The organism is Streptomyces sp. NPDC018029, assembly GCF_044327655.1.
Classification (GTDB): domain Bacteria; phylum Actinomycetota; class Actinomycetes; order Streptomycetales; family Streptomycetaceae; genus Streptomyces.
Genome location: NZ_JBIRFV010000007.1, coordinates 497,141 through 520,051 on the forward strand (window position 1 = coordinate 497,141; position 22,911 = coordinate 520,051).

13 protein-coding genes are annotated in these 22,911 nt (G+C 74.2%); 5 read left to right on the forward strand and 8 right to left on the reverse strand.

Annotated elements, in window-relative coordinates:
• Positions 1-26: 26 nt before the first annotated feature.
• The 6 genes from ACH4D5_RS23605 to ACH4D5_RS23630 are packed head-to-tail and all read right to left on the reverse strand — an operon-like array spanning position 27 to position 12,836.
• Entirely contained in the window at positions 27-2,333 is a 2,307-nt protein-coding gene (locus tag ACH4D5_RS23605; protein WP_398305868.1) for an Hsp70 family protein, read from the reverse strand.
• Positions 2,330-4,471 carry an Hsp70 family protein gene (locus tag ACH4D5_RS23610; protein ID WP_398305871.1) on the reverse strand — a complete coding sequence of 714 codons (2,142 nt, stop codon included), beginning with the start codon at positions 4,469-4,471 and terminating at the stop codon, positions 2,330-2,332. Before ACH4D5_RS23610 ends, ACH4D5_RS23605 begins: the two co-directional genes overlap by 4 nt.
• The gene (locus tag ACH4D5_RS23615; RefSeq protein ID WP_398305874.1) at positions 4,468-4,899 is read right to left on the reverse strand and encodes a nucleotide exchange factor GrpE; all 432 of its coding nucleotides are present in this window, start codon (positions 4,897-4,899) and stop codon (positions 4,468-4,470) included. The genes ACH4D5_RS23610 and ACH4D5_RS23615 overlap by 4 nt, the downstream gene beginning before the upstream one ends.
• On the reverse strand, positions 4,892-5,239 hold the full coding sequence (locus ACH4D5_RS23620; RefSeq protein WP_398305877.1) for a hypothetical protein: 348 nt from the start codon (positions 5,237-5,239) through the stop codon (positions 4,892-4,894). Before ACH4D5_RS23620 ends, ACH4D5_RS23615 begins: the two co-directional genes overlap by 8 nt.
• Positions 5,236-11,094: a CHAT domain-containing protein gene (locus ACH4D5_RS23625; RefSeq protein ID WP_398305880.1), complete on the reverse strand. Its 5,859-nt coding sequence runs from the start codon at positions 11,092-11,094 to the stop codon at positions 5,236-5,238. Before ACH4D5_RS23625 ends, ACH4D5_RS23620 begins: the two co-directional genes overlap by 4 nt.
• Complete coding sequence (locus ACH4D5_RS23630; protein WP_398305883.1) at positions 11,091-12,836, reverse strand: hypothetical protein; 1,746 nt, start codon at positions 12,834-12,836, stop codon at positions 11,091-11,093. Before ACH4D5_RS23630 ends, ACH4D5_RS23625 begins: the two co-directional genes overlap by 4 nt.
• Positions 12,837-13,505: 669 nt before the next feature.
• Here ACH4D5_RS23630 and ACH4D5_RS23635 point away from each other — a divergent pair.
• Positions 13,506-14,261 (forward strand): hypothetical protein, encoded by a 756-nt coding sequence (locus ACH4D5_RS23635; protein WP_398305886.1) that lies wholly within the window; start codon positions 13,506-13,508, stop codon positions 14,259-14,261.
• A gap of 880 nt (positions 14,262-15,141) precedes the next feature.
• Here ACH4D5_RS23635 and ACH4D5_RS23640 read toward each other — a convergent pair.
• On the reverse strand, positions 15,142-15,675 hold the full coding sequence (locus ACH4D5_RS23640; RefSeq protein ID WP_398305889.1) for a hypothetical protein: 534 nt from the start codon (positions 15,673-15,675) through the stop codon (positions 15,142-15,144).
• Positions 15,676-15,999: 324 nt separating this feature from the next.
• Between ACH4D5_RS23640 and cyc2 the strand changes: the two genes are divergently transcribed.
• Together cyc2 and phsA are read left to right on the forward strand one after the other, a co-directional pair.
• The gene (gene cyc2, locus ACH4D5_RS23645; protein WP_398305892.1) at positions 16,000-18,234 is read left to right on the forward strand and encodes a germacradienol/geosmin synthase Cyc2; all 2,235 of its coding nucleotides are present in this window, start codon (positions 16,000-16,002) and stop codon (positions 18,232-18,234) included.
• A gap of 58 nt (positions 18,235-18,292) precedes the next feature.
• On the forward strand, positions 18,293-20,209 hold the full coding sequence (phsA, locus tag ACH4D5_RS23650) for an O-aminophenol oxidase PhsA (RefSeq protein ID WP_398305895.1): 1,917 nt from the start codon (positions 18,293-18,295) through the stop codon (positions 20,207-20,209).
• 38 nt (positions 20,210-20,247) lie between these two features.
• Here phsA and ACH4D5_RS23655 read toward each other — a convergent pair whose 3' ends face one another.
• Positions 20,248-20,997 carry a hypothetical protein gene (locus ACH4D5_RS23655; RefSeq protein WP_398305898.1) on the reverse strand — a complete coding sequence of 250 codons (750 nt, stop codon included), beginning with the start codon at positions 20,995-20,997 and terminating at the stop codon, positions 20,248-20,250.
• A 95-nt stretch (positions 20,998-21,092) separates the two neighbouring features.
• Here ACH4D5_RS23655 and ACH4D5_RS23660 point away from each other — a divergent pair, with 95 nt between their 5' ends.
• Positions 21,093-21,968, forward strand: coding sequence for a LysR family transcriptional regulator (locus ACH4D5_RS23660; protein ID WP_398305901.1), 876 nt, complete (start codon positions 21,093-21,095; stop codon positions 21,966-21,968).
• Between the two features lie 78 nt (positions 21,969-22,046).
• A complete protein-coding gene (locus ACH4D5_RS23665) occupies positions 22,047-22,787 on the forward strand; it encodes a PDZ domain-containing protein (RefSeq protein ID WP_398305904.1) in 741 nt (246 codons plus the stop codon).
• Positions 22,788-22,911: the final 124 nt, after the last annotated feature.

Below are 22,911 nucleotides of genomic sequence, written 5' to 3' on the forward strand. Positions count from 1 at the left end.
TGCTTGTGGAGTGCTTGTGAAGTGCTTCATGGGGGCGGATCGAGGGGTCTCTGCCCGAGGACGTCCCCCCTGCCGCGCCGGTTCCTGCCATCACGGTTCAATCGCCGCAACAGCGCATCCGCTTCGGCGTGTTCAGGATCCCACGTGAGGCACTTCCCCAGGGCCTCTATCGCCTCATCCCGCGCACCGCGCCGGTCCAGTTCCACGGCGTGCCGGAAGGTGCGCTCGGCGAGCAGGCCGCGTACGCGCACGTTCGTCGGATCGTGGTTGTACGCGCAGTTGAGCCACCGCTCGGCGTCGGCGAAGTGCTCGGGCGCCATGTCCGCCATCGCGGCCGCGCAGTGCACGTCGATCATCGCGTCCAGCATGTCGGCGCCGGTCGGCCTGGTCGCCGCGTCCTGCCACGCGAGGTGCGCGGCCTGCACGGCGTGGTCGTACCGGCCGAGCGACAGGAGGGCCCGGGCGCGGGCGAGCCGGCGCCGCGAGACGTGGTCGAGGGCCGGTCCTGAGGTGGGCCCGGCGGGCGGCGACGGGGGCGGGCCGGTCGAGGGGAAGGGGTCGGTCGCGGAGAAGGGGTCGTTCCTGGTGAGCGGGGCGGTGTCGGGGGCGGGCGGTACGGGATCGGGCGGCGGCGGTGGGGGACGCCGGTTCAGCTCGTCCAGCAACTCCCGCGCCTCCGCGATGATCTCCCGCAACAATGCGGCCGCCTCGCCCTCCCGCCCCTGCCGAACCAACATCCGCGCCTGCCGCACATCCCGCCCGACACGCACCTCACCCACAACATCCGGGCCGTGTCCGGCACCTCCGTCCCGTCCGGCGCCGGGATCACGTCCGGCACGCGGGTCGCGTCCGACACCTGTGTCCCGTCCGGTACCTGCGTCGCGTCCGGCACCGAGGTCGTGTCCGGCACCGGAATCACGTCGGGCACGCGGGTCGCGTCCGACACCTGCGTCCCGTCCGGTACCTGCGCCCCGTCCGGTACCTGCGTCCCCGGCACCCGTGTCCCGTCCGGCACCCGGCTCATGTAGGGCACCCCCGCCCCGTCCGCCACCCGACTCGCGCAGGGCACCCCAACCCCGTACATCACCCGATTCCCGTACCTCACCGGTCCTCGCCCCAGCCTCGCCCCGCGAACCCTCCGAAGCGTCGCCCCCGCGCGCACCCCCCCGTTCCTCCAGCCCCACCAGCGTCGCCGTGAGCGGCGGTGCGTCGGAGAGGGTGTCGTGGGACGAACCGGAGGGTTCCAGCGGGCCCTCCTCCAGGGCGGCGGGGCCGGAGGACGCCGCGCCGCCCGCGAGGCGCACCGCGTGCTTCAGGGCGCCGAGCGCGAGGAGTTCGGGCGGCGCCTGCACGCTCTGCCCGCCGAGCCCCGCGACCCGCGAACGAACCTGCTCCATACGGGTGTTGCCGCCCACGAGCAGCAGCGTGTCCACGTCCGACGGCGTCATCCCCGACTGGTCGAGCAGGGCCTGCGCCCGGTCGAGGGTGCGCCCCACGTGCCGGTCCAGATACGCGTCGAGGTCGGGCCGCGCGAACCGCACCCACAGCGCGGGCCCGGCGCCCAGCTCCAGGTCGAGCACGGCCGCCTCCGGGCCGCCCGGCGCGCCGAGCGCCTCCCGCGCCTCCTGTCCGCGCGCGCGAAGGCCCTGCCAGACGGCCGGGTCGACGCCCGTGACCGAGGCCGCGCCACGGTGCCTGCGCAGCAGCCGCACCGCCGACGACAGCGTCTCCGCGTCGAAGGCGCGCCCTCCCGATGTCGCCCCGCCCTCGTAGCCGAGGGAGCGGAAGTGGCCGCGGACACTGCGGATCAGGCCGAGTTCGTACCCCTCGTACCCCATGCCGTAGACCAGGCAGGTGCCGCTGTCCCGGTCCGTCATGTGGCCGATCACCGCGGCCATGGAGTCGCTGACGAGCCGCGCCGGGTCGAGGCCCGCCTCGCGCGCCGCGTCCCGCAGCGCCGCCCGCTGCGCCGAGCCGAAGCGCGCGGGCACACTGATCACCGTCTGTGCCACGCGGCCCGGCGCCGCCGCCTCCACTCGCTCCCGCACCGACCGCAGCAGGCGCACCACGACCCGGTCCGCGTCGACCGGCTTTCCCCCGACGTGCACCGGACGGCCGCTGCCCAGGCGGCTCTTGAGGCTCGGGAAGGTCACGGGCAGCTCGCCCATGTCGGTCGGCTCGCACAGCAGCCACGGCCCGTCGCCCCACTCCGCGTCGAGCCGCCGCCCCGGCCCGTTCGGCAGCGCGTGGAGCGCGCGGATGCCCGTGGCGCCGAAGTCGATGCCGAGGCTGACGGGGGCCGCCTCCCCCGCCGCGGGCCGCGCCTGTGTCATCCGCCCGCCGTCTCTTCGGCGAACCGCAGGATGCCTTCGTAGTCCGGCTTGTCGGGGAGCGTCGGCACGGCCCGCTCGGACTGGGCGACCGCGACCAGGTTCACGAGGTTGCGGGCCTGCTGGGCGGTGCCGACGCTGTTGCCCTGCCGGTGGGCCTGTTTGACGTACTCCACCGCTTCGTTGATCTGCCGGACCGTCTCCGGCGGGGCGCCCTCGGAGGCGAGTTCGGCCTGCCGGAACTGGCTGGCCAGACCGCACTGGCGGTACATGTCGTCGAGCAGCAGCTCGGTGAGGCGCTTGTACTCGCCGCTGTCGCCCATCGCGACCGCCCGCTTCGCCTGCTCGATGTCGCGGCGCACCTTCATCGCCTGCACCGGCTCGATGTAGGGCCCGTACCGCTTCAGGAAGTGGTCGGCCTCCCGCTCGGCGTAGCCCAGCTGCTCGCGCAGCACCGCGCTGTCCAGCTCCTCGACGGGCTCGGGCGGCGGGGTGCGCGGCTTTTCCCGGCTCGGCGTCGCCTCGTGGACCATGTCCGTGCCGCGCACCGAGATCTTCACCGTGATGATGCGGTCCGCCGAGTAGTTGAAGGAGACGTCCACCTGGCGGTTGACCTCGATCTCCTGCGGCAGCTCGAACTCGACGACGCCCTGCTCGTGGTTCTCGCTGGCCACCTTGCTGTCGCCCTCGTAGACCGGCACGCGGATGCGGCGGCTGTCCGTCGCGTGGAACGTCCGCCGGCGCGGCTCGGAGAGCGGATAGGGCGAGCCGGCCTCGATGATCTCGACGAACACATCGCGCTGGCTGCCTTTGATCGCGGCAATGCCCATCGCCATGGGCGTCGACTCGTACAGCCCCGTGTCGCCCTTGGAGCGCCCGTCGGCCAGGCCGCGGCCGCAGGCTCCGCAGGCCTCCGCCCCGTACTCGTTGACCTTGGCGCACTCCGGGTCAGAGCACTCGACGCCGCGCAGCGTCTCGGCGAGCACGCCCGCGCCGAAGGCGACGCACTCCATGGGGTTGATGTTCCTGCGGACCTTGTCCGCGCCGAAGAACGCCTCGACCGCCTCGTACACCGGGCGGGTGAGCGTGCCGCCGCCCACCAGCAGCACGTCCGAGATGTCGTCGGTGGAGAGTTCGTAGCGGGCCAGGGACTCCTGGACCAGATCCATGGTGCGGGCCACCAGCGGCGCGATCATCGACTGGAACTCGCCGCGCGTCAGTTTCATCTCGACGTCGAGGACGCCGTTCTCGCTGCGGTACGCCGCCGGGATCACGATGTACGCCTCGGGCATGTCGTTCAGCTCCCGTTTGGCGCGCTCGGCGGCCTTCTTCGCCTGGAACAGGAAGCCCTTGTCCCCGGCCGGGTCCACGTGGTGCTCCTCCCGCATCCACGCGATGATCCGCTCCACGATCGCCAGGTCGAAGTCGTCGCCGCCCAGCCAGATGTCCCCGGCCGCCCGCAGGACCTGGAACTGGCTGCGGCCCTCCTGGTCCTTGACCGTGTTGAGGATCGAGATGTCGAAGGTGCCGCCGCCCAGGTCGTAGACGAGCACCCGGCTGCGCGCCCCGCCCGGCTTGTGCAGGCCGAAGGCGACCGCGGCCGCCGTCGGCTCGTCGACGATCTTCTTCACCACCAGGCCCGCCTTCTCGGCGGCCTCGCGCGTGGCCGCCCGCTGCGCGTCCCGGAAGTAGGCGGGCACGGTGATCACGGCGTGCGTCACGGGCTCGCCGAGGACCCGCGAGGCGTCCCTGACCAGCTTGTCCAGGATCACGCTTGAGATCTCCGCGGGGGTGCGGGCGCGGCCGCCGAGCAGCACGTACGCCCGCGGGTCGTCGTCGGGGCCCGCCACGATGTCGTAACTCATCCGGTCGCGCGCCCGCGCCACCGACGCGTCGGCGAAGTCCCTGCCCATCAGGCGCTTGACGGAGACGATGGTCTCCTTGGGCTGCCTGACCGCCCAGTTCAGCGCGTCCTCGCCGACGAGCGGCTGGTCCTTGCCGTCGCGGTGCATGACGCCGACCACGGACGGCGTCAGCCGCTCGCCCTTGCTGTTGGTGAGCACCGCGATGCCCGCGCGGTGCGGATCGTGGGCGGCGACCGCGCTGTTCGTGGTGCCGAGATCGATACCGATGGCCTTCATTCCCGCTCCGTCCCTTGCTCAGTGCCGCCGTCGACGGCGACCACCACCCGGGCGGCGCGCAGCACGTGCCCCCGGTACCGACATCCGCGCCGCACGATCTCCAGGACCTCGTCGGCGGCCGCGCCGGGCGGCGCGGCGCGCACCTCGACGATGTGGTGCGTGGCCGGTTCGGCCGGCTCACCCACGTGCCCGACGCGTTCGAGCCCCTCCTCCGCCAGGTCCCTCTCCAGTTGTCCGGCGATCAGCGCGAGGCTGCGGCGGTACGTCTCCACATCGGTCGCCGCGCCGTCGGCGAGGAGCCGGTCGAAGGAGTCGAGGGCGTCGGCGCACCGCAGCAACAGCCGCTCGGTGAGCGCGCGGTGCGCGGCGTCACGGGCGGCGAGGTCGCGGGCGTGCTCGTAGGCGAGCCGGGCCGTCGGGTCAGACATCGAACCGGATCAGGTCGAGCAGCTCGTCCGGGAGGCGCACCGCGTCCCGTGGCGGCGTGTCCGGTTCGGCGGCGAGCGCGCGGTCGATGTCGTCCAGGGCCAGGGGGAGTTCGGCGGCCGGGTCCACGTCGTACAGGAACAGGTCGACGAGGAGTCTGCGGCGTACGCCCCGCAGCTCGTCCCACGCCTGCTGGGTGACCGGCGTCATCAGATGCCGGGCCAGCAGCTCGAAGGAGACGTCCTGCATGTCCTTGTGGGACGTCCAGGGCGTCACGCCCGCCGGGGCGAGCACTTCATAGGGTGAGGGTCCGCCCCCGTCGGCGGAAGGGTCCTCGATCACGCGACGCTGCCTCCTTCTCCGTTGTCAAGCGGCTTGGTGTCCGGGGCGAGTTCGGCGAGCCAGCGGTGCACGGCGTCGAGCAGGGCCCGTCTGATCCGGCTGTCGGTGGGCTCCGCGCGGGTGGCGCGGATCAGGTGGTGCAGGGCCCACAGGATGTCGCCGCGGCGCAGCGCCCGCTCCGCCCGGTCGGTCAGCTCGGCCGCCCACGACGCCAGGTCGTTGTCGTCGGGCGGCGCCTCCTGGCCGTCGCTGCGGATCAGGGCGCCCATGCCGGCGACGCCGAGGTGCCGGGTGAGCAGCTTCTCCATCTCGTCGAGGGCCTCGCCGAGCGTCTCGCGGTACCGGTGCGTCAGCGCCTGGCCGAGGCCCACGTCGAGGAGACCGAGCGCCTCGTGGAGCAGCTTCAGGCGCGCGGGCACCTCGTACGTCCGCTCGTCGAGCGTGAAGACGAAGGCCCGCGCGAGGTTGTCGCGGGCGTGGCTCGACTCCGGGTTGAGCGCGAGGGCGCGGCGCAGATCGGCCTCCGCGCCGTGCATGTCGGAGCGCATGCCGTGCTTGGTGCGGGTGTAGCCGCGCCACACGCCGCGCATGGACAGCAACGCGGAGAGTTTCGCGTGCAGTTGGCTGAGCAGGTCGCGGTCGAGCGGGTGCAGGACGGTGAGGGCCGACTCGACGAGCGTGACGGCCTCGTCAAGGCAGCCGCCGAGCTGCACGCCGTCCTCGTCGGTGAGCGCCTCGACCCGGCCGAGCACCGTGCGGATCACGGCCTTCTTGGAGCGGGCCTGCATCCCGGCGTTGCGGGACACCTTCACCAGCTCGCCCCAGTGCGCCAACGCCTCGTCGAGCCCGCCGTCGCCGCGCGTCAGGGCCGTCCTCGCGAGGGCGAGCCGGACGTGCACGGCGAGCTCGACGCCGTCCTGGAGGAGCCGGGCGTGCCGTCGCGGCAGCCGTACGTACGCGGGGTTGCGCCGCAGGAAGTCCTGGCAGTGCTCGCACTCCTCCAGGTGCGACGCCTGCGACGCGGGGCCTGCGCAGTCCTCCGGCAGGGTGGTCAGGGTGCGGAAGGCGGGCAGCGAGCGCAGCGCCGCCTCGAACTTCCGCACCTCCGACAGCGTGAAGCTCGGCGCCAACTCCGAGAACGCCCAGCGCAGTTCGCGCACCGCGTACTCGCCCGGGTCCTTGCCCTGCTGGGCGGCCGCGTCGAGACCCGCGGCCAGCTCCGCGAGCGGCTCCTGGAGGCGGAGCAGCCGCAGATAGCGCGGCCCGCAGGCCAGCGTGGCGCCCGCGCCCGGCACGGACGGCAGCCCGCCCACGTCCTTGAGGACCCGCGCGCCGCCCAGCTCGGACTCCAGAAGGGCCGCCAAGGCCTGGTAGGCGTCCGCCTGTTGGGGCCGGTCCTGCTCGGTGTGCCGCTGTTCGTACGCCGACAGCTGCCCGAAGAGGTGCTGGCTCAGCTCCCAGCGAAGCGACGCCATGTCGTCGTGCGTCACGTCGCGTTCATAGGCGGCGGCACGCTCGGCGCGCCAGCCGTCCCAGTACTCGTCGTCGCTGAGCAGCGTCGCCCAGTACGCGAGCGCCGACTCCCAGGCCCGCACCGCGTGCTCCCACGCCCCGCTCTGCTCCAGCTCCTGTGCCTGCCACAGCCGGGCCGCGGCGAGCCCGTGCAGCACGGCCATGTCGCCGGGCGCCGCCGTCAGCCGCCGCTCCCACTCGGCGACGGCCGCCTCCCGGTCCCTGGCCAGCAGGAGCAGCAGCGGGGCGTCCTGCGGGGACCGCTCGCACAAGGCGTCGAGGAGGCCGGGCCCGTCGTCCGGCGAGAGCCCGGCCAGCGCGTCCCGCAGCGCGGCGGGGGAGTGCCAGCGGTAGAGCAGCGCGTCGAGCTGAAGGCGCCGCCCCGGCAGCCGCAGCCGCTCCAGGGCGACCCGCTCGTGCCACGACATGGAGCCGCGCTCCAGGAGGGCGTACGAGGCGTTCTTGACGACGTCCATGGAGGCGCCGGGGTCGACGCCCGCGTCCCGCAGCGCCAGGTACGGGAACGCCTGGTCCCGCACGGCGAACGGGTCGGCGACCAGGGGAGCGCCGGTCAGCCCGTCCGCCCAGGGCAGCAGCCCGACGAGCCGCCGCAGCCTGCGGCACCGCACGTCCGCCCGGTCCAGGGCGCCGCCCGCCCGCTCGTACGCGGCGACGGCGGCGCTCCACCGCCCCGCCGCCTCCAGCAACCTGCCCTCCGCGTACGCCAGATGGGCTTCGGCGTCCCGGTGCCCGGGGCACTGCCGGAACGCGTCGGCGGCCCGCTGCCACTCCTGGTGCGCGTCGGCGAGGCGGCCGCGGGCGTAGGCGGCGACGGCGGGCGCGTCCCGATGGGTCCCCAGCGCGTCGGCCTCGGCGGCCACACCGGCCCAGTCCCCCTCGGCCTCGGCGGCCCGCACGCGCGCGTACCGGGCTCGCGCGGCGACGTCCACGCCCCGCACGCCCTCCCGCTCCAGCGCCGCGTACGCCTCGACGACCCGCCGCCAGGCCTCGGCCCCCACGGCCCTCGCCTCCTCGACGCGCACCCACACATACCGCCGCCGCACGCCGACATCGGCCCACGCGTCGTCCATCTCCCGATAGACGTCGTGGGCGTCCTGCCACCGCTCCCCGAGCTCATGGGTACGGGCGAGGGCGTAGAGGTACAGGTGGAGGGCTTCGTGGTCGGGGGGTTCGGGGGTTTCGGGGGGTTGGGGGGTGGTTGCGTGGTCGGGGGCTGCGGGGGATTGGGGGGTGGCTGCGTGATTGGGGGTGCTGGGAGGTGCCGGGGTGGCTTGGTGGTCGGGGGCTCCGGGAGGTTCGGGGGCGGCTTCGTGACCGGGGGCCCTGGGAGACGCCGGGGATGCTGCGTGGTCGGAGGCCTCGGGGGGTTCCGGGGCGGCTTCGTGACCGGCTGCTCCGGGGAGCTTCGGGAGGCCGTTCGGGAAGGCCCTGGCGTGGATGGCGCACGCCGTCTCCCAGTCGTCGTTCTCCTCCGCACGGCGGCCCTCGGCCTTCCGGCGCAGGGCGCCCACCGCGCCCTCCCGCGCCGCGTCCGGCACGCCGGTGAGGAGGCTGAGCACGGCCGACCAGTCGCCGCGCAGATCGGCGGCCACGCGTGCGCGTGCGTAGAGGCGCCGGACGCCCACCTCACCGTCCGCGTAATCGTCGGGCAGCCGCCCGAACCCGTCGATGACGCCGTTCCACTCGCCCCGCGCATCGGCGGCCCGCCCACGCGAGTACAGCACCCGGTCGGGTACGTCCCCCATCTCGGACGGCAGCCCCCCGAACAGCGCGAGTGCCTCGTCCCACCGCCCCTCCGTCTGACGGAGGCGTCCCCGGGCGTAGGCGCAGAGGTCCTGCGCGTCGGCAGGGACGTGTTCCGCCGCCCCGGGGCCCCCGCACCCCGCGAAGGCCTCCGCCGCGGCCGCCCAGTCACTCGCGGCCGCCGCCGACCGGCCCCGCGCGTACTGCCGCAGAGGCCGGGTGGCGCGGAAGTCGTCCGGCAGGGCGGCGAGGTGGGAGAGCACGGCCGGCCAGTCCGCGGCGTCCACGCGGGCCAGCGCCGCCTCGTACACATGCGCGCGCAGGTCGCCGAGGAACGGTTCCGCGGCACGCCACCCGTGCGCGGCCGCCGCCTCCAGGTCTGCCAGGGCCGCGGCGAAGCGGCCCTGTTCCGCCGCGCCGCAGCCCCGCGCGTACAGCAGCCGTACGCCGCCGTCCAGGAAGCCGTCCGCGGCCGCGAAGCTCTCGGCCGCCGCGGCCCACGAACCGGTCAACTCGGCCGCCCGGCCCGCGGAGTAGGCCACCCACGCGCCGTGGTCGGGTCCCGCCTGCGCGAAGGCCTCCCGCGCCGCGGGCCAGTCCCCGGCCTCCGCCGCCGCCCGCCCCCGCGCGTACGCCGCCCGCGGCGCCGCGTCGTCGAGCCCCGCGCACGCCGCGTACGCGGATTCGGCCGTACGCCAGTCGGAGCGCTCCTCGGCGGCCCGTCCTGCCACATAGGAGGACCACGCCGTGGCGGTGCCGTGGGCCGGGCGGAGCGCGAGGACGGCGGCGTAGCCATGGGCCGCGGCGCCCCAGTCGCCCGCCTGCCGTGCCCGCTCGGCGGCCTCGCAGGTGCGGGCGACGTGCAGCTCGTCCCGTGCCGCCGCGAGCCGCTCCGGCACGTCCCGCAGCCCGCCGGGCCGGGCGGCGAGCACCTCCTCGTACCGGCCGATGGCCGTGGTCCAGTCGCCGGCCGTCTCCGCGGCGCGCGCCTCGGCGACGAGGGAGGCGAGCCGCCGCAGCCCGGCGACCTCCGCGGCGAGCACACCCGGCACCGGCCCCGGCAACAGCTCACGCACCACGTCCAGCTGCGCCTCCGCGGCCGCCGCGTCCCGCTCCCCGGCGAGCAGCGCGCACAGCTTCTCCAGCTCGGGCCAGGCCAGTTCGAAGGCGGCCTCCGCCCGCATCCGGCGCTGCTCGTCGGCGTAACTCCGCGTCGCCGTCCGCAGGATCCGCAGCACCTGCCCCCAGTGCCCGAGGTCGCGCTGGAAGCGGGCCGCACCGATCAGGACCGTCGAGCCGACGTGGCCGACGGGGCTCTGGAAGGTCCGCAGCGCGTCCTCGCCCTCGCGCAGCGGGTCCGCCGCCGCCCCGGCACCGAACTCGTCGTCCCGCACCTCGCGCGCCTTGAACAGCCAGCCCTGCCGGCACCCCTCGTGCAGGAACAGCGCGGGCGTCGCCCACTCCACCGCCGTGTGCCCCGGCTGGTGGGAGATGCGCAGCCGTGCGGCGGCCACGGCCTCGTCGACGGTCTTGTTGGTCGCCATGCCCTTCAGCAACTCGGGGCTGAACACGCCCGCCGACACGTCGCTGACCCGCCCCCGCATCGCCACCACGGCGGGCACACCTCCGCCGATCAGGGCCTGGGCGAGCCCGGAGAAGGGTTCGAGGTGCGAACTGTCCGCGCCCGAGCAGAGGTTGAGAGCGACGAGCCGGAGTCGTCGCGCCTTGAGCAGCATCGCGCTGAGCAGATCGGCGGGCACCCGGTCGACGCCGCCGGTCTCCGTCTCCAGGGCCACCACGCCTTGGCCGATCTCCTGGTCGTACGAACCGTGCGCGATCAGCAGCACGGCCGTGGGGAGTTCGGAGTGCGCGCCGAGCGCCGACTCCAGGCCCGCGCGCGTCGCCCGCTCCAACACCGTGGTCTGTACGGCCACTTCGGGCAGGTCCTGGCGGAGCGCGGCCACCTCGGCGGCGGCCCGCAACGGGGCGAGGCCGCGCGGCGAGGCGCAGGCGACCAGGAGCCGGATCAGGCTCGGCTCGTCCGCGGGTTCGGGCAGTCGCTGCCCCAGCGGCCCGCCTGCCAGCGAGCGCACCAGGGAGTAGCCGTGGCTGAGGGCGAGCGACTGCTGGGGGCTGCCGGGCGGCGCGCAGAGCGACTCCAGGGGCAGGTCGCGCAGCTCCGGCGGCAGATCGAAACGGAGCCGCAGCCCGCGCGCCGGACGCATCCGCTGGGCGCGGTCGAGCGCCGCGTCGACGCACGCCCCGACGTGGGCCCCGACCCCTTCGCAGGCCTCGCCCTCACCGTCCTCCTCCACCGGTCCCGCCTCGCCGAACAGCAGCCGGAAGACGCCCCGGCCGAGCGTCCGCAGCTGCGCCACGGTGTGCTGCTCGCCCATCGGCGCGAGGCCGAGCTCCGCCGAGATCAGCCGGTCCCACTGCTCGCGGAACGCCGCGGGCTCACCGCCGACCGCGATGACCTCGGCCGCGCACGCCGGTCCGTTGGCGGTCACGAGATAGCGGGCGGCGCCGACGGGGCGGACCCGGATGCGGAGTTCCTCGTAGGTGAGCACGGCCGTCACTGCCCACTCTCGTCGGGCTGCCACATGACGTGGTCGAGGTCGGCGACGGCGGCTTCCCGCTGCTCTTCGAGGTAGGGGTCGTCCGGGAAGTACGTGAGGGCGGCGGTGAGTTGGTCGATGGCCTCGCGCAGGGTCGCCCGTGCGCCCGACAGGCTGCCCGAGCTCCAGCGGGCCAGGGCGAGCCCGCGCAGCACGACGCCGAGGCTGACCTGCGCCCGCAGCAGGTGCGGGTTGAAGGCGACGGAGCGGCGCAGGTCGGCCGCGGGCTGGTCGAGCAACGCCTCGTCGTCGTTGGCGACGGAGATCCCCCGATCGGCCAGTACCCGCGCCAACTGCCCTTCGATCCGCCCCCGTTCATTGGCCCCGATCACCGAACGGGTCATGTCCAACGTGTCCACGGCGAGGGTCAGCCGCCCCGCGCGGTGTGCGTCGCGCGCCGCGCCGAGCGCCATGTCGACGATGGCGGTCTGCGTCTCGCGGTACCGGTCCAGCTCCCTGCTGTGCACCAGCGCCCGCCGCCAGTACGCGGCGGCTGCCCCGAAGTCGGGGCGGGGCTCCCTCAGTTCGGCGCGCCCCATGCTGAGCCGCGCCTCCAGGGCCAGCCCGCGCGCGTCGAGGGCAAGCCTGCGGTGCTTGTCCGGGAGCCCCGCGTACCCCGGGTTCAGCTCATCGAAGCGCACACACCCCGGCTCACACACGGCCCCCGCCCCGGGCCCGCCCCGCGCCGCCCGGCACTCGGCACACCGCAGCTCGCTGAGCGCGGCGAGCGCGTCGGCCGCCTTGTCCTGCCGCAACAGGAGCTGGGCGAACCCGAGTTCGGAGAAGGCGAAGGCGAGGGGGCCGGGGTGGGGTGGGGGCGGCGCGGTCGAGGCGGCGATGTCGGCGCCGCTCGGTGCGAGGGGCTCGGCACCGTGCGCTGCGCCTCCGGTGCTGTACGCCCCGGCCCCGGCTGAGCCCCCTGTGCCGTATGCCCCGGCCCCGGCTCCGGCCTCGGTCCCGGGGGCTGCGACTCCTGTGCCGTACGCTCCGGCTCCGGCTCCGGCCCCGTGCGCTGTGCCCCCTGTGCCGTGCGCTAGGGCCGGGGCGCCTTGCGTCTCAGGCCCCGCGCTCTGCACTGCGGCTGTCGCGTTCTGCGCCATGGCCCCCGCGTGCGGCGCCGTGGCTGTCGCGTCGTGCGCCACGGCCCCCGCGCCCTGCGCCACGGCCCCTGCGTCCTGCGCCATGGCCCCCGCATCCTGCGCCACGTACCCCGTGCCCTGCGTCGCGGCGAAGGCGCCGAAATCCGCCGATCTGCCGAGTTCCGCGATGCGCAGCGGCCCGCAGAACAGCGGCGCCCCGCCACCCCCGGCGGACGGGAAGCCGCCGACAGCCGCGAGGAGCTTCGCGGCGTCGGCCTCGCGCTGGAGCAGTGGGCCGGGCGCGACGCGGGTGGTGGCGGTGTCGTCGGGCATGCGCTGTTCGAGCACCTCGCGCAACCCGGCGCGCAGGACGGGTACGAGGGAGGGCTCGACGGGGACGCCGTACCGACGGCTGGCGGCGCTCAGGACGTGCTCCCAGAACCCGGCGTCGTGCAGCAGGGCGGCCCAGGCAGCGACACACCGCTCCCACGCGCACCCACCCTCTGACGCGGGGGAGTTGAGGAGAGCCACGGCAAGTGTGTGGGTGACCCGATGGTCGGCGGGGTCGTGCTGGACGGCGTCCCCGAGCAGCGCGACGGCGGACGCGCGCCGTCCACTCCGCACCAGGGCGACGGCGTACAGCGGGGCGAAGGACCAGGGCCTGCGATCGATGCCCCGCGCGGCCTCGATCAGCTCCCCGACCCGCCTCCACCGCTGCAGGCCCCACGCCCCATCCGCTACGGGCTCCCGCCCGCTACGCAGGCCCTCACCCGGCTCCCTGCCCGTGCCGTCGCCCCGCTCGCTGTCCTGTTTCCCGCCCTGCTCTCCGTCCCGTTCTCCGCGAGGCTGCCCATCGGGTGCGCTGCCCGGCCCCTGGCCTTGGTTCCGGTCCTGCTTTCCGTGCCGTTCCGCGGCGTGTGTCCCGGCGTGCTCCCGGTCTTGGTCTCGGCCTTGTTCTCCGTCAGGTCGCCCGCCGGGTGTGCTGTCTGCCCCTTGGGCTTGGCCTCGGTCCTGTTTTCCGTGCCGTTCCTGGGCGTGTGTCCCGTCGTGGTCCGGGTCTTGGTCTCGGGCCTGTTCTGCGTGAGGTTGCCCGTCGGGTGGGCTGTCCGTCCCCTGGTCTTGGTCTCGGTCCTGTTCTCCGCGAGGGTGCCCGTTGGGTGTGCTGCCCGGCCCCTGGCCTTGGTTCCGGTCCTGTTCTCCATGACGTTCCTCGGCGTGTGCCCCGGCGTACTCCCGGCGTTGGCCTCGGCCCTGTTCTCCGCGACGCTTCCCGTCGGGTGTGCTGTCCGGTCCTTGGCCTTGGTGCCGGTCCTGTTCTCCGTGGCCTTCCTCGGCGTGTGTCCCGCTGCGCTCCCGGCCTCGGTCTCCGTCCCGCTCTTCGCGACGCTCCCCACCCGTTACTCCGCCTCGCCCGCTGCCAGGGGCCCCTCCCGGCTCCCCGCCCCGCGCCCCGCCTTGCCCCCCGCTCAGCGCTCCTTTCCGCTCCCCGCCCCTCTCTCCGCCCAGTTCCCCACTCCGGCGGCCGCCACCCCACACACAGCCCCCCACCCCGCCCTCCCCCGCGCGCCCGTCACTGGCGCTCGCCCGCGCAGTGAGGCCCGTCAGGGAGGTGAGGGCCGCCCTGCGCAGCCGCAGCGCGACCTCGCGCGCCGAGCAGCCCGACAGGGCCGCCACGACCCAGCGGGCCTCGTCGTCGAGCGGCCCGGCCAGGGCGGCGGCGCGCAGGTCGCTCAGCGCGGCGTCCGGGCGGCCCGCGCGGACATGGACATAGGCGCGCTGGACGAGGCTGCGGCGGTGCGGAACGGCGCAGGCGAGCGACGCGGTGAGGTGACGCTCCGCCGCAGCGAGGTCCCCGCGGTGCGCGGCCGCGCAGCCCAGCCAGTGCAGGGGCCCGGCGGCCGTGGGGCGCAGGCCGCGCGCCCGCTCGAACTCGGCCTCGGCGGCCTCGACATCCCCGCGGGCGAGCCGCACCCGCCCCACCCCGGTCCACGCCCGCGCGACGACCCGCGCACGCCCGACGACGTCACCTCCGCCAGCGCCGTCCCCTGAGGCACCGCCCCCGGAGGGCCCCTCTCCGGAGGGATCGCCCCCGGAGGCACCACCCCGGGAGGCACCACCCCGGGAGGCACCGCCTCCCGAGGCGTCACCCCCGACGGTGCCGTCCCTCGAGGTACCGCCCCCGGAGGGCCCGTCTCCGAAGGCGCCGTCTACGGAGACACCGCCCGCGTAGGCACCCTCTCCGAAGGCACCATCCCCGGCGGGACCCTCTCCGGCGGGGCGGCCCCCGACGGCATCACCCTCGGAGGCGTCATCCCCGACGGCGTCACCCCCGACGGTGCCACCCCTGGAGGTACCGCTCCCGAAGGGACCGCCTCCGAAGGCGCCATCCCCGTAGGCACCGTCTCCGGCAGGCCCGTCCTCGGAGGTGTTATCCCCGACGGTGCCGTCCCTTGAGGCACCGCCTCCGGCGGGACCGCCCCCGTCGGCGTCACCCCCGACGGTGCCGCCCCTGGAGGGGCCGTCTCCGAGGGCGCCACCCCTGGAGGCGCCGTCCCTGAAGGCGCCATCCCCGCAAGCACTATCTCCGGAGACAGCGCCCCCAGATCCACCACTCCTAGAGCTACCGCCCCCAGAGCCACCACTCCTAGAGCCACCACTCCCAGAGCTACCGTCCCCAGATCCACCACCCCCAGACCCCAACCCCCCACCGCCCCCACCCCCAACGGCACCCCCCATTACGCCCACCCCGACCAACGCCAGCGCATGCCGGAAGTGGGATTCCGCCGTCGTAGTCGCGCCCTCCGTCAGCGCCGACTCGCCGTCGATGCAGGCCTGTTCGGCCCGGGTCAGGTCCGTACACGTGATCCGCGCAGTCACAGTCAGCCCCCGATCCGCGGCGGCGGGACCGCCGCGTCCTCCGGCCGGCGGGTCAGCCGGCGGCCTCGTCAAGGACGGAACGCCAGCGACCCTGGGCGCGGTCGTAGTGCAGCGGCCCCACCGCGAACTCCGTCAGGTCCAGCGCGGTGAGCGTCTCGTACGCCTCGGAGGGTAGATCGGGCTCCAGGACGACATCGAGGCCGGTGACCGCGTCCCGCAGCACCATCGGCCGCGCCTCGCGGGCCTCGCCCAAGGTGCCGGGGGCGGGCGACGCGGGGCGCGCAGCCCGTCCTACGACACCCTTGAACGCGTCGTACGCGTCCTTGACCGCCTCGGCGCCGAGGCCGCTGAGGAACGCCTGGAGGGGCAGCGACGCCAGGACGATCCACGGGATGTCGGCCGCCCCGCGATGGGCGAGGGTGCGCCGGACCCGGACCGGTGGGGCGCCGAGCCGGTCGAACGCGGCGACCAGCTCCTGGCGCAGGTCTTCGGGGACCTCTCGGTCCAGGAGCAACTCCGCCCGCGGCGTCACATGCGGCGCATTCGGCGACTCCAGCGCGTCCAGCGCATCCGGCGCATCGGTCATGGAGGTGATTCCTTCCGGAGGGGGCGTGGACGGCAGCCTAGAGGCGTGAGCCGTGCGTACGCGGCGAAACCGGTGATTCGGTGAGACCGGTCCCGGCCTCGCCTCCGCCCCGCCCCGGACCGGTCCCAGACCTCGCCCCGGCCCGGTCCCGGGACCCCGCCCCGGCCCCGCCCCGTAACCGCGCCACCAGCACCGACCTGCCCGCCGTCGCCCCATACCGCCGCGCGCCCCCGACACGCCCCGAAGCGCCCCCGATTCACGCGATGGTGCGATCATCGGCCCGTGCGCGGATGCCGGCCGGAGGGCTCGGGTAGGGCGGGGCTCATGACGCAGCCGTTCGAACTGCCGCACTTCTACATGCCGTACACCGCGCGGCTCAATCCCCACCTGGAGGAGGCGCGCGCCCACTCCGCGGAGTGGGCGCGCGAGATGGGCATGCTGGAAGGTTCCGGCATCTGGGAGCAGAGCGACCTCGACGCGCACGACTACGGCCTGTTGTGCGCCTACACCCACCCGGACTGCGACGGGCCCGCGCTGTCGCTGATCACCGACTGGTACGTGTGGGTCTTCTTCTTCGACGACCACTTCCTGGACATGTACAAACGCACCCAGGACCGCGCCGCCGGCAAGGCCCACCTGGACCGGCTGCCGCTCTTCATGCCGATGGACCTGTCGATCCCGGTGCCCGAGCCGCAGAACCCCGTAGAGGCGGGCCTGGCCGACCTGTGGGCGCGCACCGTGCCCTCGATGTCCAAGGACTGGCGCCGCCGCTTCGCGGAATCGACGGAACACCTGCTGAACGAGTCGATGTGGGAGCTCTCCAACATCAACGAAGGCCGGATCGCCAACCCCGTCGAGTACATCGAGATGCGCCGCAAGGTGGGCGGCGCCCCCTGGTCGGCGGGTCTCATCGAGTACGCGACCGCCGAAGTGCCCGCGGCTGTCGCCGGGACCAGGCCGCTGCGCGTGCTCATGGAGACCTTCAGTGACGGCGTCCACCTGCGGAACGACCTCTTCTCGTACCAGAGAGAGGTCCAGGACGAGGGCGAGCTCAGCAATGGAGTGCTCGTCCTGGAGACCTTCTTCGACTGCTCCACCCAGGAAGCCGCCGACATCGTCAACGACATCCTGACCTCACGGCTGCACCAGTTCGAGCACACGGCCGCCACCGAAGTGCCCGCCCTCGCCCTGGAGAAGGGCCTCACCCCGCCCGAACTCGCCGCGATCACCGCCTACACGCGCGGACTGCAGGACTGGCAGTCGGGCGGCCACGAGTGGCACCTGCGCTCCAGCCGGTACATGAACGAGGGCGCGCTCGACGGCTCGCCGCTCGCCGGGCCCACCGGTCTCGGGACCTCGGCGACCGACATGGGCGCACTGCTCGCGGCCGCCGGGGCTGAACGGCTGCGGTCCTTCACCCACGTGCCGTTCCAGAAGGTGGGCCCCTCCCAAGTGCCCGACCTCTACATGCCGTTCCCGCTGCGGCTCAACCCGGGCCTGGACGCCGCGCGGCAGCGGCTCACCGGGTGGGCGCACGAGACGGGCATCCTGGCGGAGGGCGTCTGGGACGAGGACAAGCTCGACGCGTACGACCTTCCGCTGTGCGCCGCGGGACTCGACCCCGACGGCACGCAGGAGGCCCTCGACCTCAGCTCGCAGTGGCTGGCCTGGGGCACCTACGGAGACGACTACTACCCCTTGGTCTTCGGCCACCGCCGCGACCTCGCCGCCGCGAAGCTCTGCACGGAGCGTCTCTCCGCCTGCATGACCCTCGCGGGCGACCCCGTGCCGACGCCCGCGAACGCCATGGAGCGCGGCCTCGTCGACCTGTGGCGGCGCACGACCCGCGACATGACCGACGCGCAGCGCCGGGGGCTGCGGGACGCCGTGGGAGTGATGACGGAGAGCTGGGTGTGGGAGGTCTTCAACCAGTTGTACGGCCGCATCCCCGACCCGGTCGACTATCTGGAGATGCGCCGCGCCACCTTCGGCTCCGAGCTCACCATGAGCCTGTGCCGCATGGGCCACGGCCCGTCCGTGCCGCCGGAGATCTACCGCAGCGGACCCGTCCGCTCCCTGGAGAACGCCGCCATGGACTACGCCATGCTCGTGAACGACATCTTCTCGTACCAGAAGGAGATCGAGTACGAGGGCGAGATCCACAACGGCATCCTGGTCGTGCAGAACTTCTTCGGCTGCGACTATCCGACCGCGCTGCGCGTCGTCCACGATCTGACGACCCAGCGCATGCGGCAGTTCGAGCACGTCGCCGCGCACGAGTTCCCCGTCCTGTACGACGACTTCGCGCTGTCGCGGACAGCGAGGGCGGCCCTGGACGGCTATGTGGCGGATCTGCGGAACTGGCTGGCGGGCATCGTGAACTGGCACCGCGAGTGCCGGCGTTACGGCGCGGAGGACCTGGCGAGGCGCGCACACGGCTTCGTGCCCGACCAGGTGCCGCGGGTGCCGCGGGTGCCCTCGATCGCGGACCCCCTTCGGATGGTTTCATCCGGAATGCAGGATTCGTGGAACTTCCCTGGGGCGCCGGGAGTCTTCTGAAGTGAAGGCGGCCTTCGAGCGGCCGCGCAACGGGGGATGAACACGGGGGTGTTCCATCATGACCGACATCATCGAGCGCAGCACTGATCACGAGCGCGGCACGGACCGGCTGACGGGTGACCACGCCCAGGCCGAAGCAGAGGCGAAGGCGCCCGCCGACGGCGAACTGGTGCCGTTCGTGGCGCCGTTGACCGTCCCGCCGGTCCTGCGGCCCGATCCGGCGGACGTGCGGGAGGAGACCGAGATCGCGCTGCGGCCGACCTGGGTGCGCCTGCACCCGCAACTGCCGCCGACCCTGATGTGGGGGTACGAAGGCTCGGTGCCAGGACCCACCATCGAGGTGCGGCGCGGGCAGCGGATCCGCATCGCCTGGACCAACCGCATTCCGCAGGGCGAGTATCCCGTCACGGCCGTCGAGGTCCCGCGCGCCGACCCGCCGCCCAGCACCCTGCCCGGCCGCGCCGGCGTCGAGCCGAACAAGGACGTGGCGGCGCTGCCCGCCTGGTCGGTGACGCACCTGCACGGCGCCCAGACAGGCGGCGGCAACGACGGCTGGGCGGACAACGCCGTGGGGTACGGCGACGCCCAGCTCTCCGAATATCCGAACGACCACCAGGCGGTCCAGTGGTGGTACCACGACCACGCCATGAACATCACCCGGTGGAACGTCATGGCCGGTCTGTACGGCACCTACCTCGTCCGGGACGACGAGGAGGACGCGCTCCAACTCCCCTGCGGGGAGCGGGAGATCCCCCTCCTCATCGCTGACCGGAACCTTGACACGGACGAGGGCGACAACCGGCTGAACGGCCGCCTTTTGCACAAGACCACCATCGTCGACCCGAAGAACGCGGAGACGGGCAAGCCGGTCTCCCTGCCCTTCACCGGCCCGTTCACCACGGTCAACGGCCGCATCTGGCCGTACGCCGACGTGGACGCCGCCTGGTACCGCTTCCGCCTGGTCAACGCGTCGAACGCCCGCATCTACGACCTGGTCCTGATCGACGAGGACGACAACCCCGTGCAGGGCGTCCTCCACCAGATCGGCAGCGACGGCGGCCTCCTGCCGCGCCCCGTGCCGATCGACTTCGAAGGGGCGCTGCCGACGCTCACCGTCGCGCCGGCCGAGCGCATGGACCTCCTCGTCGACTTCAGGGGACTGGCCGGACAGCGGCTCCGCCTGGTGAACAAGGGGCGTGGCCAGGCCCCCGGCGTGCCCGACGTGGCGAACGACGTGCGCTATCCGGAGGTCATGGAGTTCCGCGTCGGTGAGTGCGCCGAGCCGGACACTTTCGAGCTGCCGGAGGTCCTCTCGGGTTCGTTCCGCCCGCTCACGCACGACGTCCAGCACGGCCACCGGCTGATCGTGCTGACCCCGCCCGCCACCAAGGGCGGCGGCGGCCACCCCGAGATATGGGAGATGGCCGAGGTCAAGGAGCCGGGCGACATCCAGGTCCCGACCGAGGGGATCATCCAGGTGCGCGGCGAGGACGGCAAGGTCAAGACGTACCGCCGCATCGCCCGCACGTTCAACGACGGCCTCGGCATCACCATCGCCGAAGGCAGCCACGAGCAGTGGAGCTTCCTGAACCTCGCCGCGAACCCGCCGGTGCTCCACCCGATGCACATCCACCTGGCGGACTTCCAGCTCCTCGGCCGGGACACGTACGACGTCTCGGGATTCGACGTCACCATCGGCGGCACCCGCACCCCGGTCGCCGCCGACCCGGGCCGGCCGATCCCGCTGGCGCCGAACGAGCGCGGCTGGAAGGACGTCTTCCGGGTCCCCGGCGGACAGATGCTGCGCGTCATGGGCAAGTTCGACGGGGCGTACGGCAGGTTCATGTACCACTGCCACTTCCTGGAGCACGAGGACATGGGCATGATGCGGCCCTTCGTCGTCATGCCGAAGGAGGCCCTGAAGTTCGACCACGGCGCGGGCCACGGCGGCGGCCACGGGGACCACTCCGGGTAGGCCCCTAGACGGGCACGGAGGCCACTCCGGATAGGCCCCTAGGCGGGCACGCCCGCGTGGTGCACGGCGGCTCGCGCCAGCGCCCGCACGATCGGGTGCGGCCGCGAGCCGTCGCCGCCCAGTTCCGGCTGGAAGAGGGTGACCAGGAAGAAGGGGTGGCCCGGGAGTTCGGCGATCCGGGGCCGGCCCTCCTCGTCCTCGCCCGTGAAGCGCAGCCCGTGCTCGCGGAGCGTGTCGAGGTGGGCGGCGGGGCCGTAGGAGCAGTGGTAGCGCTCGATCGACGTGCGGGCACCGACGACGGACTCGGCGAGCGAGCCAGGGGCGATGGTCACCGTGCCCTCGTGGCCCACCAGCGAGCAGGCGAGCGGAGCGATGAGGAAGTCGTCCGCGCCGGGGTCGTTCTCCGCGTGCGCGACACCGGTCAGGCCGCACACGTTCCGCGCGTATTCGAGGAGCGTGTGCTGGAAGCCGCCGCAGGTGCCGAGGAAGGGGGTGCCGCTCTCGCGCGCCGTGCGGATCGCGGTGAGCGCGCCCGCCTCGCTGCGGTAGGGGCTGCCCGGCAGCACCCACACCGCGTCGAAGCCGCGCACGGCGTCCGGGTCCTCGGCGTCCTCGGTCGATATCCAGTACGGGTCGAGCGCGAGGTGGTCCTGGGCCGCGAGGGAGTCCAGGAGAAGCGGGATCCGGGTGTGCGCGGTGACGTTGGGGGAGCGGTCGCCGACGAGGGCGATGCGGGCGGCGCGGGCCGCGGGGGCATCGAGGACTGAGGCGTGCGTTGCAGTGGTCATGCCGAACATCCTGGGCGCGGCCCGTGGTTCACGTCCAACGATGAAATCTGCACCCTCCATAAGCGCTGCTGATGCCCTGCACGATCCTTGGGGGCATGGATCCCCATCTCCTGCGCACCTATGTGACAGTGGCCCGCCTTGCCTCCTTCTCCGAGGCGGCCCGCGAGCTCGGCTACACCCAGTCCGCCGTCTCCCAGCACATCGCCGCCCTGGAGCAGGACCTCGGCGCGGCCCTGCTGACCCGCCGCCCGGTGGCCCCGACCCCGGCGGGCGCGCGCCTGTTGGAGCACGCCGACCCCCTGCTGCTGCGGCTGGACGCGGCCCGCGCCGAGATCGTCCGCATGGCGGCCGCCCCCGAGCAGGGCCTGACGCTCGCGGCCACGCCGACCGCGCTGACTCGGCACACCGTGCGGGCCCTGCCCCTCGCGGGAGTCACCCTGTCCGTACTGCCCCGCGAAGAGATACCCGCGGCCGTCGCGACCGGCACCGCCGACCTCGGCCTCGTCGACGGCCTCGCCGCCCCGAACGACCCCCTGCGTCTCCCGGACGTGGCGCCGTTGACCGCGCGCGGCATCGCGCAGGAGCCCGTCGCCGTGCTGCTCCCCGAGGGTCATCCGCTGGCCCGCCGCGCCGGTCTGCGGCTGGTCGACCTCGTCGACGCCCGCTGGCTCGACGCCCCCGGCACCGGCCTGCCGCTGGCCCGGCTCCGCACCGCCTGCGGCACCGCGGGCTTCCGGCCCGCGCTGCGCTACGACGGCACGGACCTGCGCACCCTCGCCGCGCTGGTCGCGGCGGGCCACGGCCTCGCCCTGCTGCCGCGGCCGGTCGCCGACGAGGCGCCGGGCACGGTCGCCGTGCCGCTGACGGCGCCCCGTGTCGTCCACCGCACGGAGCTGCTCCAGGCGGGCGCCCTGCGCGGGCCCGCGGCGGCACTGGCCACCCAGTTGACCGCACAACCGGCCCACCATTGACCGCACAGCTGGACGTCACTCGTTCGTGAGGCGTCGCCGTGGGGTCACGCCGGGTAGAGCTGTGGCCGGAGGCGAGCCATGGATCAGACCACGTTGCGACCCAAGCCGATGCCGGGCCGGCACCCCGGCCACAGCCAGGGTCCGGCCCCCGGGAGGCGCCTCGGGAAGCTGCCCCGGCCCGGCAATCCGCCCGGGCCACCCGGGCCACCTGGGCCTTCCGGGCCCGCAAAGCCTGCCCGGCCCGGGAGAGGCCACCGGCCGCACGCCGCGAGACGGCGCGGCAAGCGCCTGACGACCCTGCTGTTCGGGCTGCTGTGCGCGGCGGTCCTGGTGCTCACGGGCATCGGCCTCGGCACGGTGGGCGCCACGGTCGTCGGCATGAGCAAGCTCGCGGAGATGCGGAGCGAGACGGGACAGCCGGCTCCCGGACCCGCCGCTCCTGGCGCCGGTGCCGCCCCCGGTGCCGACTCCGCTCGCGGTTCGGCCGCCGTTCGCGCGAAGCCCTCCAGCCCCCAGGAGAAGGCCCGCCGCTCGTCCGCGGCCCACCCCCGCACCGCCACCCTCGGCGTCGAGGCCGTCGACGCCCTGCGTGGGTCCGGCGCCCTGCTGGTCGGCGTCCACATCCCCGGCCCTGGCCACGCGGCCGGGCTGGTGCGCGGCGACACCTTGCTGGCGTTCGGCGGGACCCGTATCGACTCGGCGGCCGAACTCGCCGCGGCCGTCGGTGCCGCGCGACCCGGCGGGCTGGTCACCCTGACGGTGCGCCATGCGGGCGGCGCTCGTCAGGCCCTGTCGGTCAGGCCCGGCGTCGTGACGTGAGCCCGCCCCCGAACCCGTGACGTGAGCCCGCCCCGGAACCCGCGTCGTGAGCCCGCCCCGGAGCCCGCGTCGTGAGCCCGTCACGTGAACCCGTGGCGGGACCCGGGTTCGCGGTCGTGCGCCG

What these genes read in the sequence shown, in the direction of transcription:
- ACH4D5_RS23665 (WP_398305904.1), top strand. Translation starts at nt 22,047, where the DNA reads ATGGATCAGACCACGTTGCGACCCAAGCCGATGCCGGGCCGGCACCCC.
- phsA (WP_398305895.1), top strand. Translation starts at nt 18,293, where the DNA reads ATGACCGACATCATCGAGCGCAGCACTGATCACGAGCGCGGCACGGAC.
- ACH4D5_RS23640 (WP_398305889.1), bottom strand. Translation starts at nt 15,675, where the DNA reads ATGACCGATGCGCCGGATGCGCTGGACGCGCTGGAGTCGCCGAATGCG.
- ACH4D5_RS23605 (WP_398305868.1), bottom strand. Translation starts at nt 2,333, where the DNA reads ATGACACAGGCGCGGCCCGCGGCGGGGGAGGCGGCCCCCGTCAGCCTC.
- ACH4D5_RS23660 (WP_398305901.1), top strand. Translation starts at nt 21,093, where the DNA reads ATGGATCCCCATCTCCTGCGCACCTATGTGACAGTGGCCCGCCTTGCC.
- cyc2 (WP_398305892.1), top strand. Translation starts at nt 16,000, where the DNA reads ATGACGCAGCCGTTCGAACTGCCGCACTTCTACATGCCGTACACCGCG.
- ACH4D5_RS23615 (WP_398305874.1), bottom strand. Translation starts at nt 4,899, where the DNA reads ATGTCTGACCCGACGGCCCGGCTCGCCTACGAGCACGCCCGCGACCTC.
- ACH4D5_RS23610 (WP_398305871.1), bottom strand. Translation starts at nt 4,471, where the DNA reads ATGAAGGCCATCGGTATCGATCTCGGCACCACGAACAGCGCGGTCGCC.
- ACH4D5_RS23655 (WP_398305898.1), bottom strand. Translation starts at nt 20,997, where the DNA reads ATGACCACTGCAACGCACGCCTCAGTCCTCGATGCCCCCGCGGCCCGC.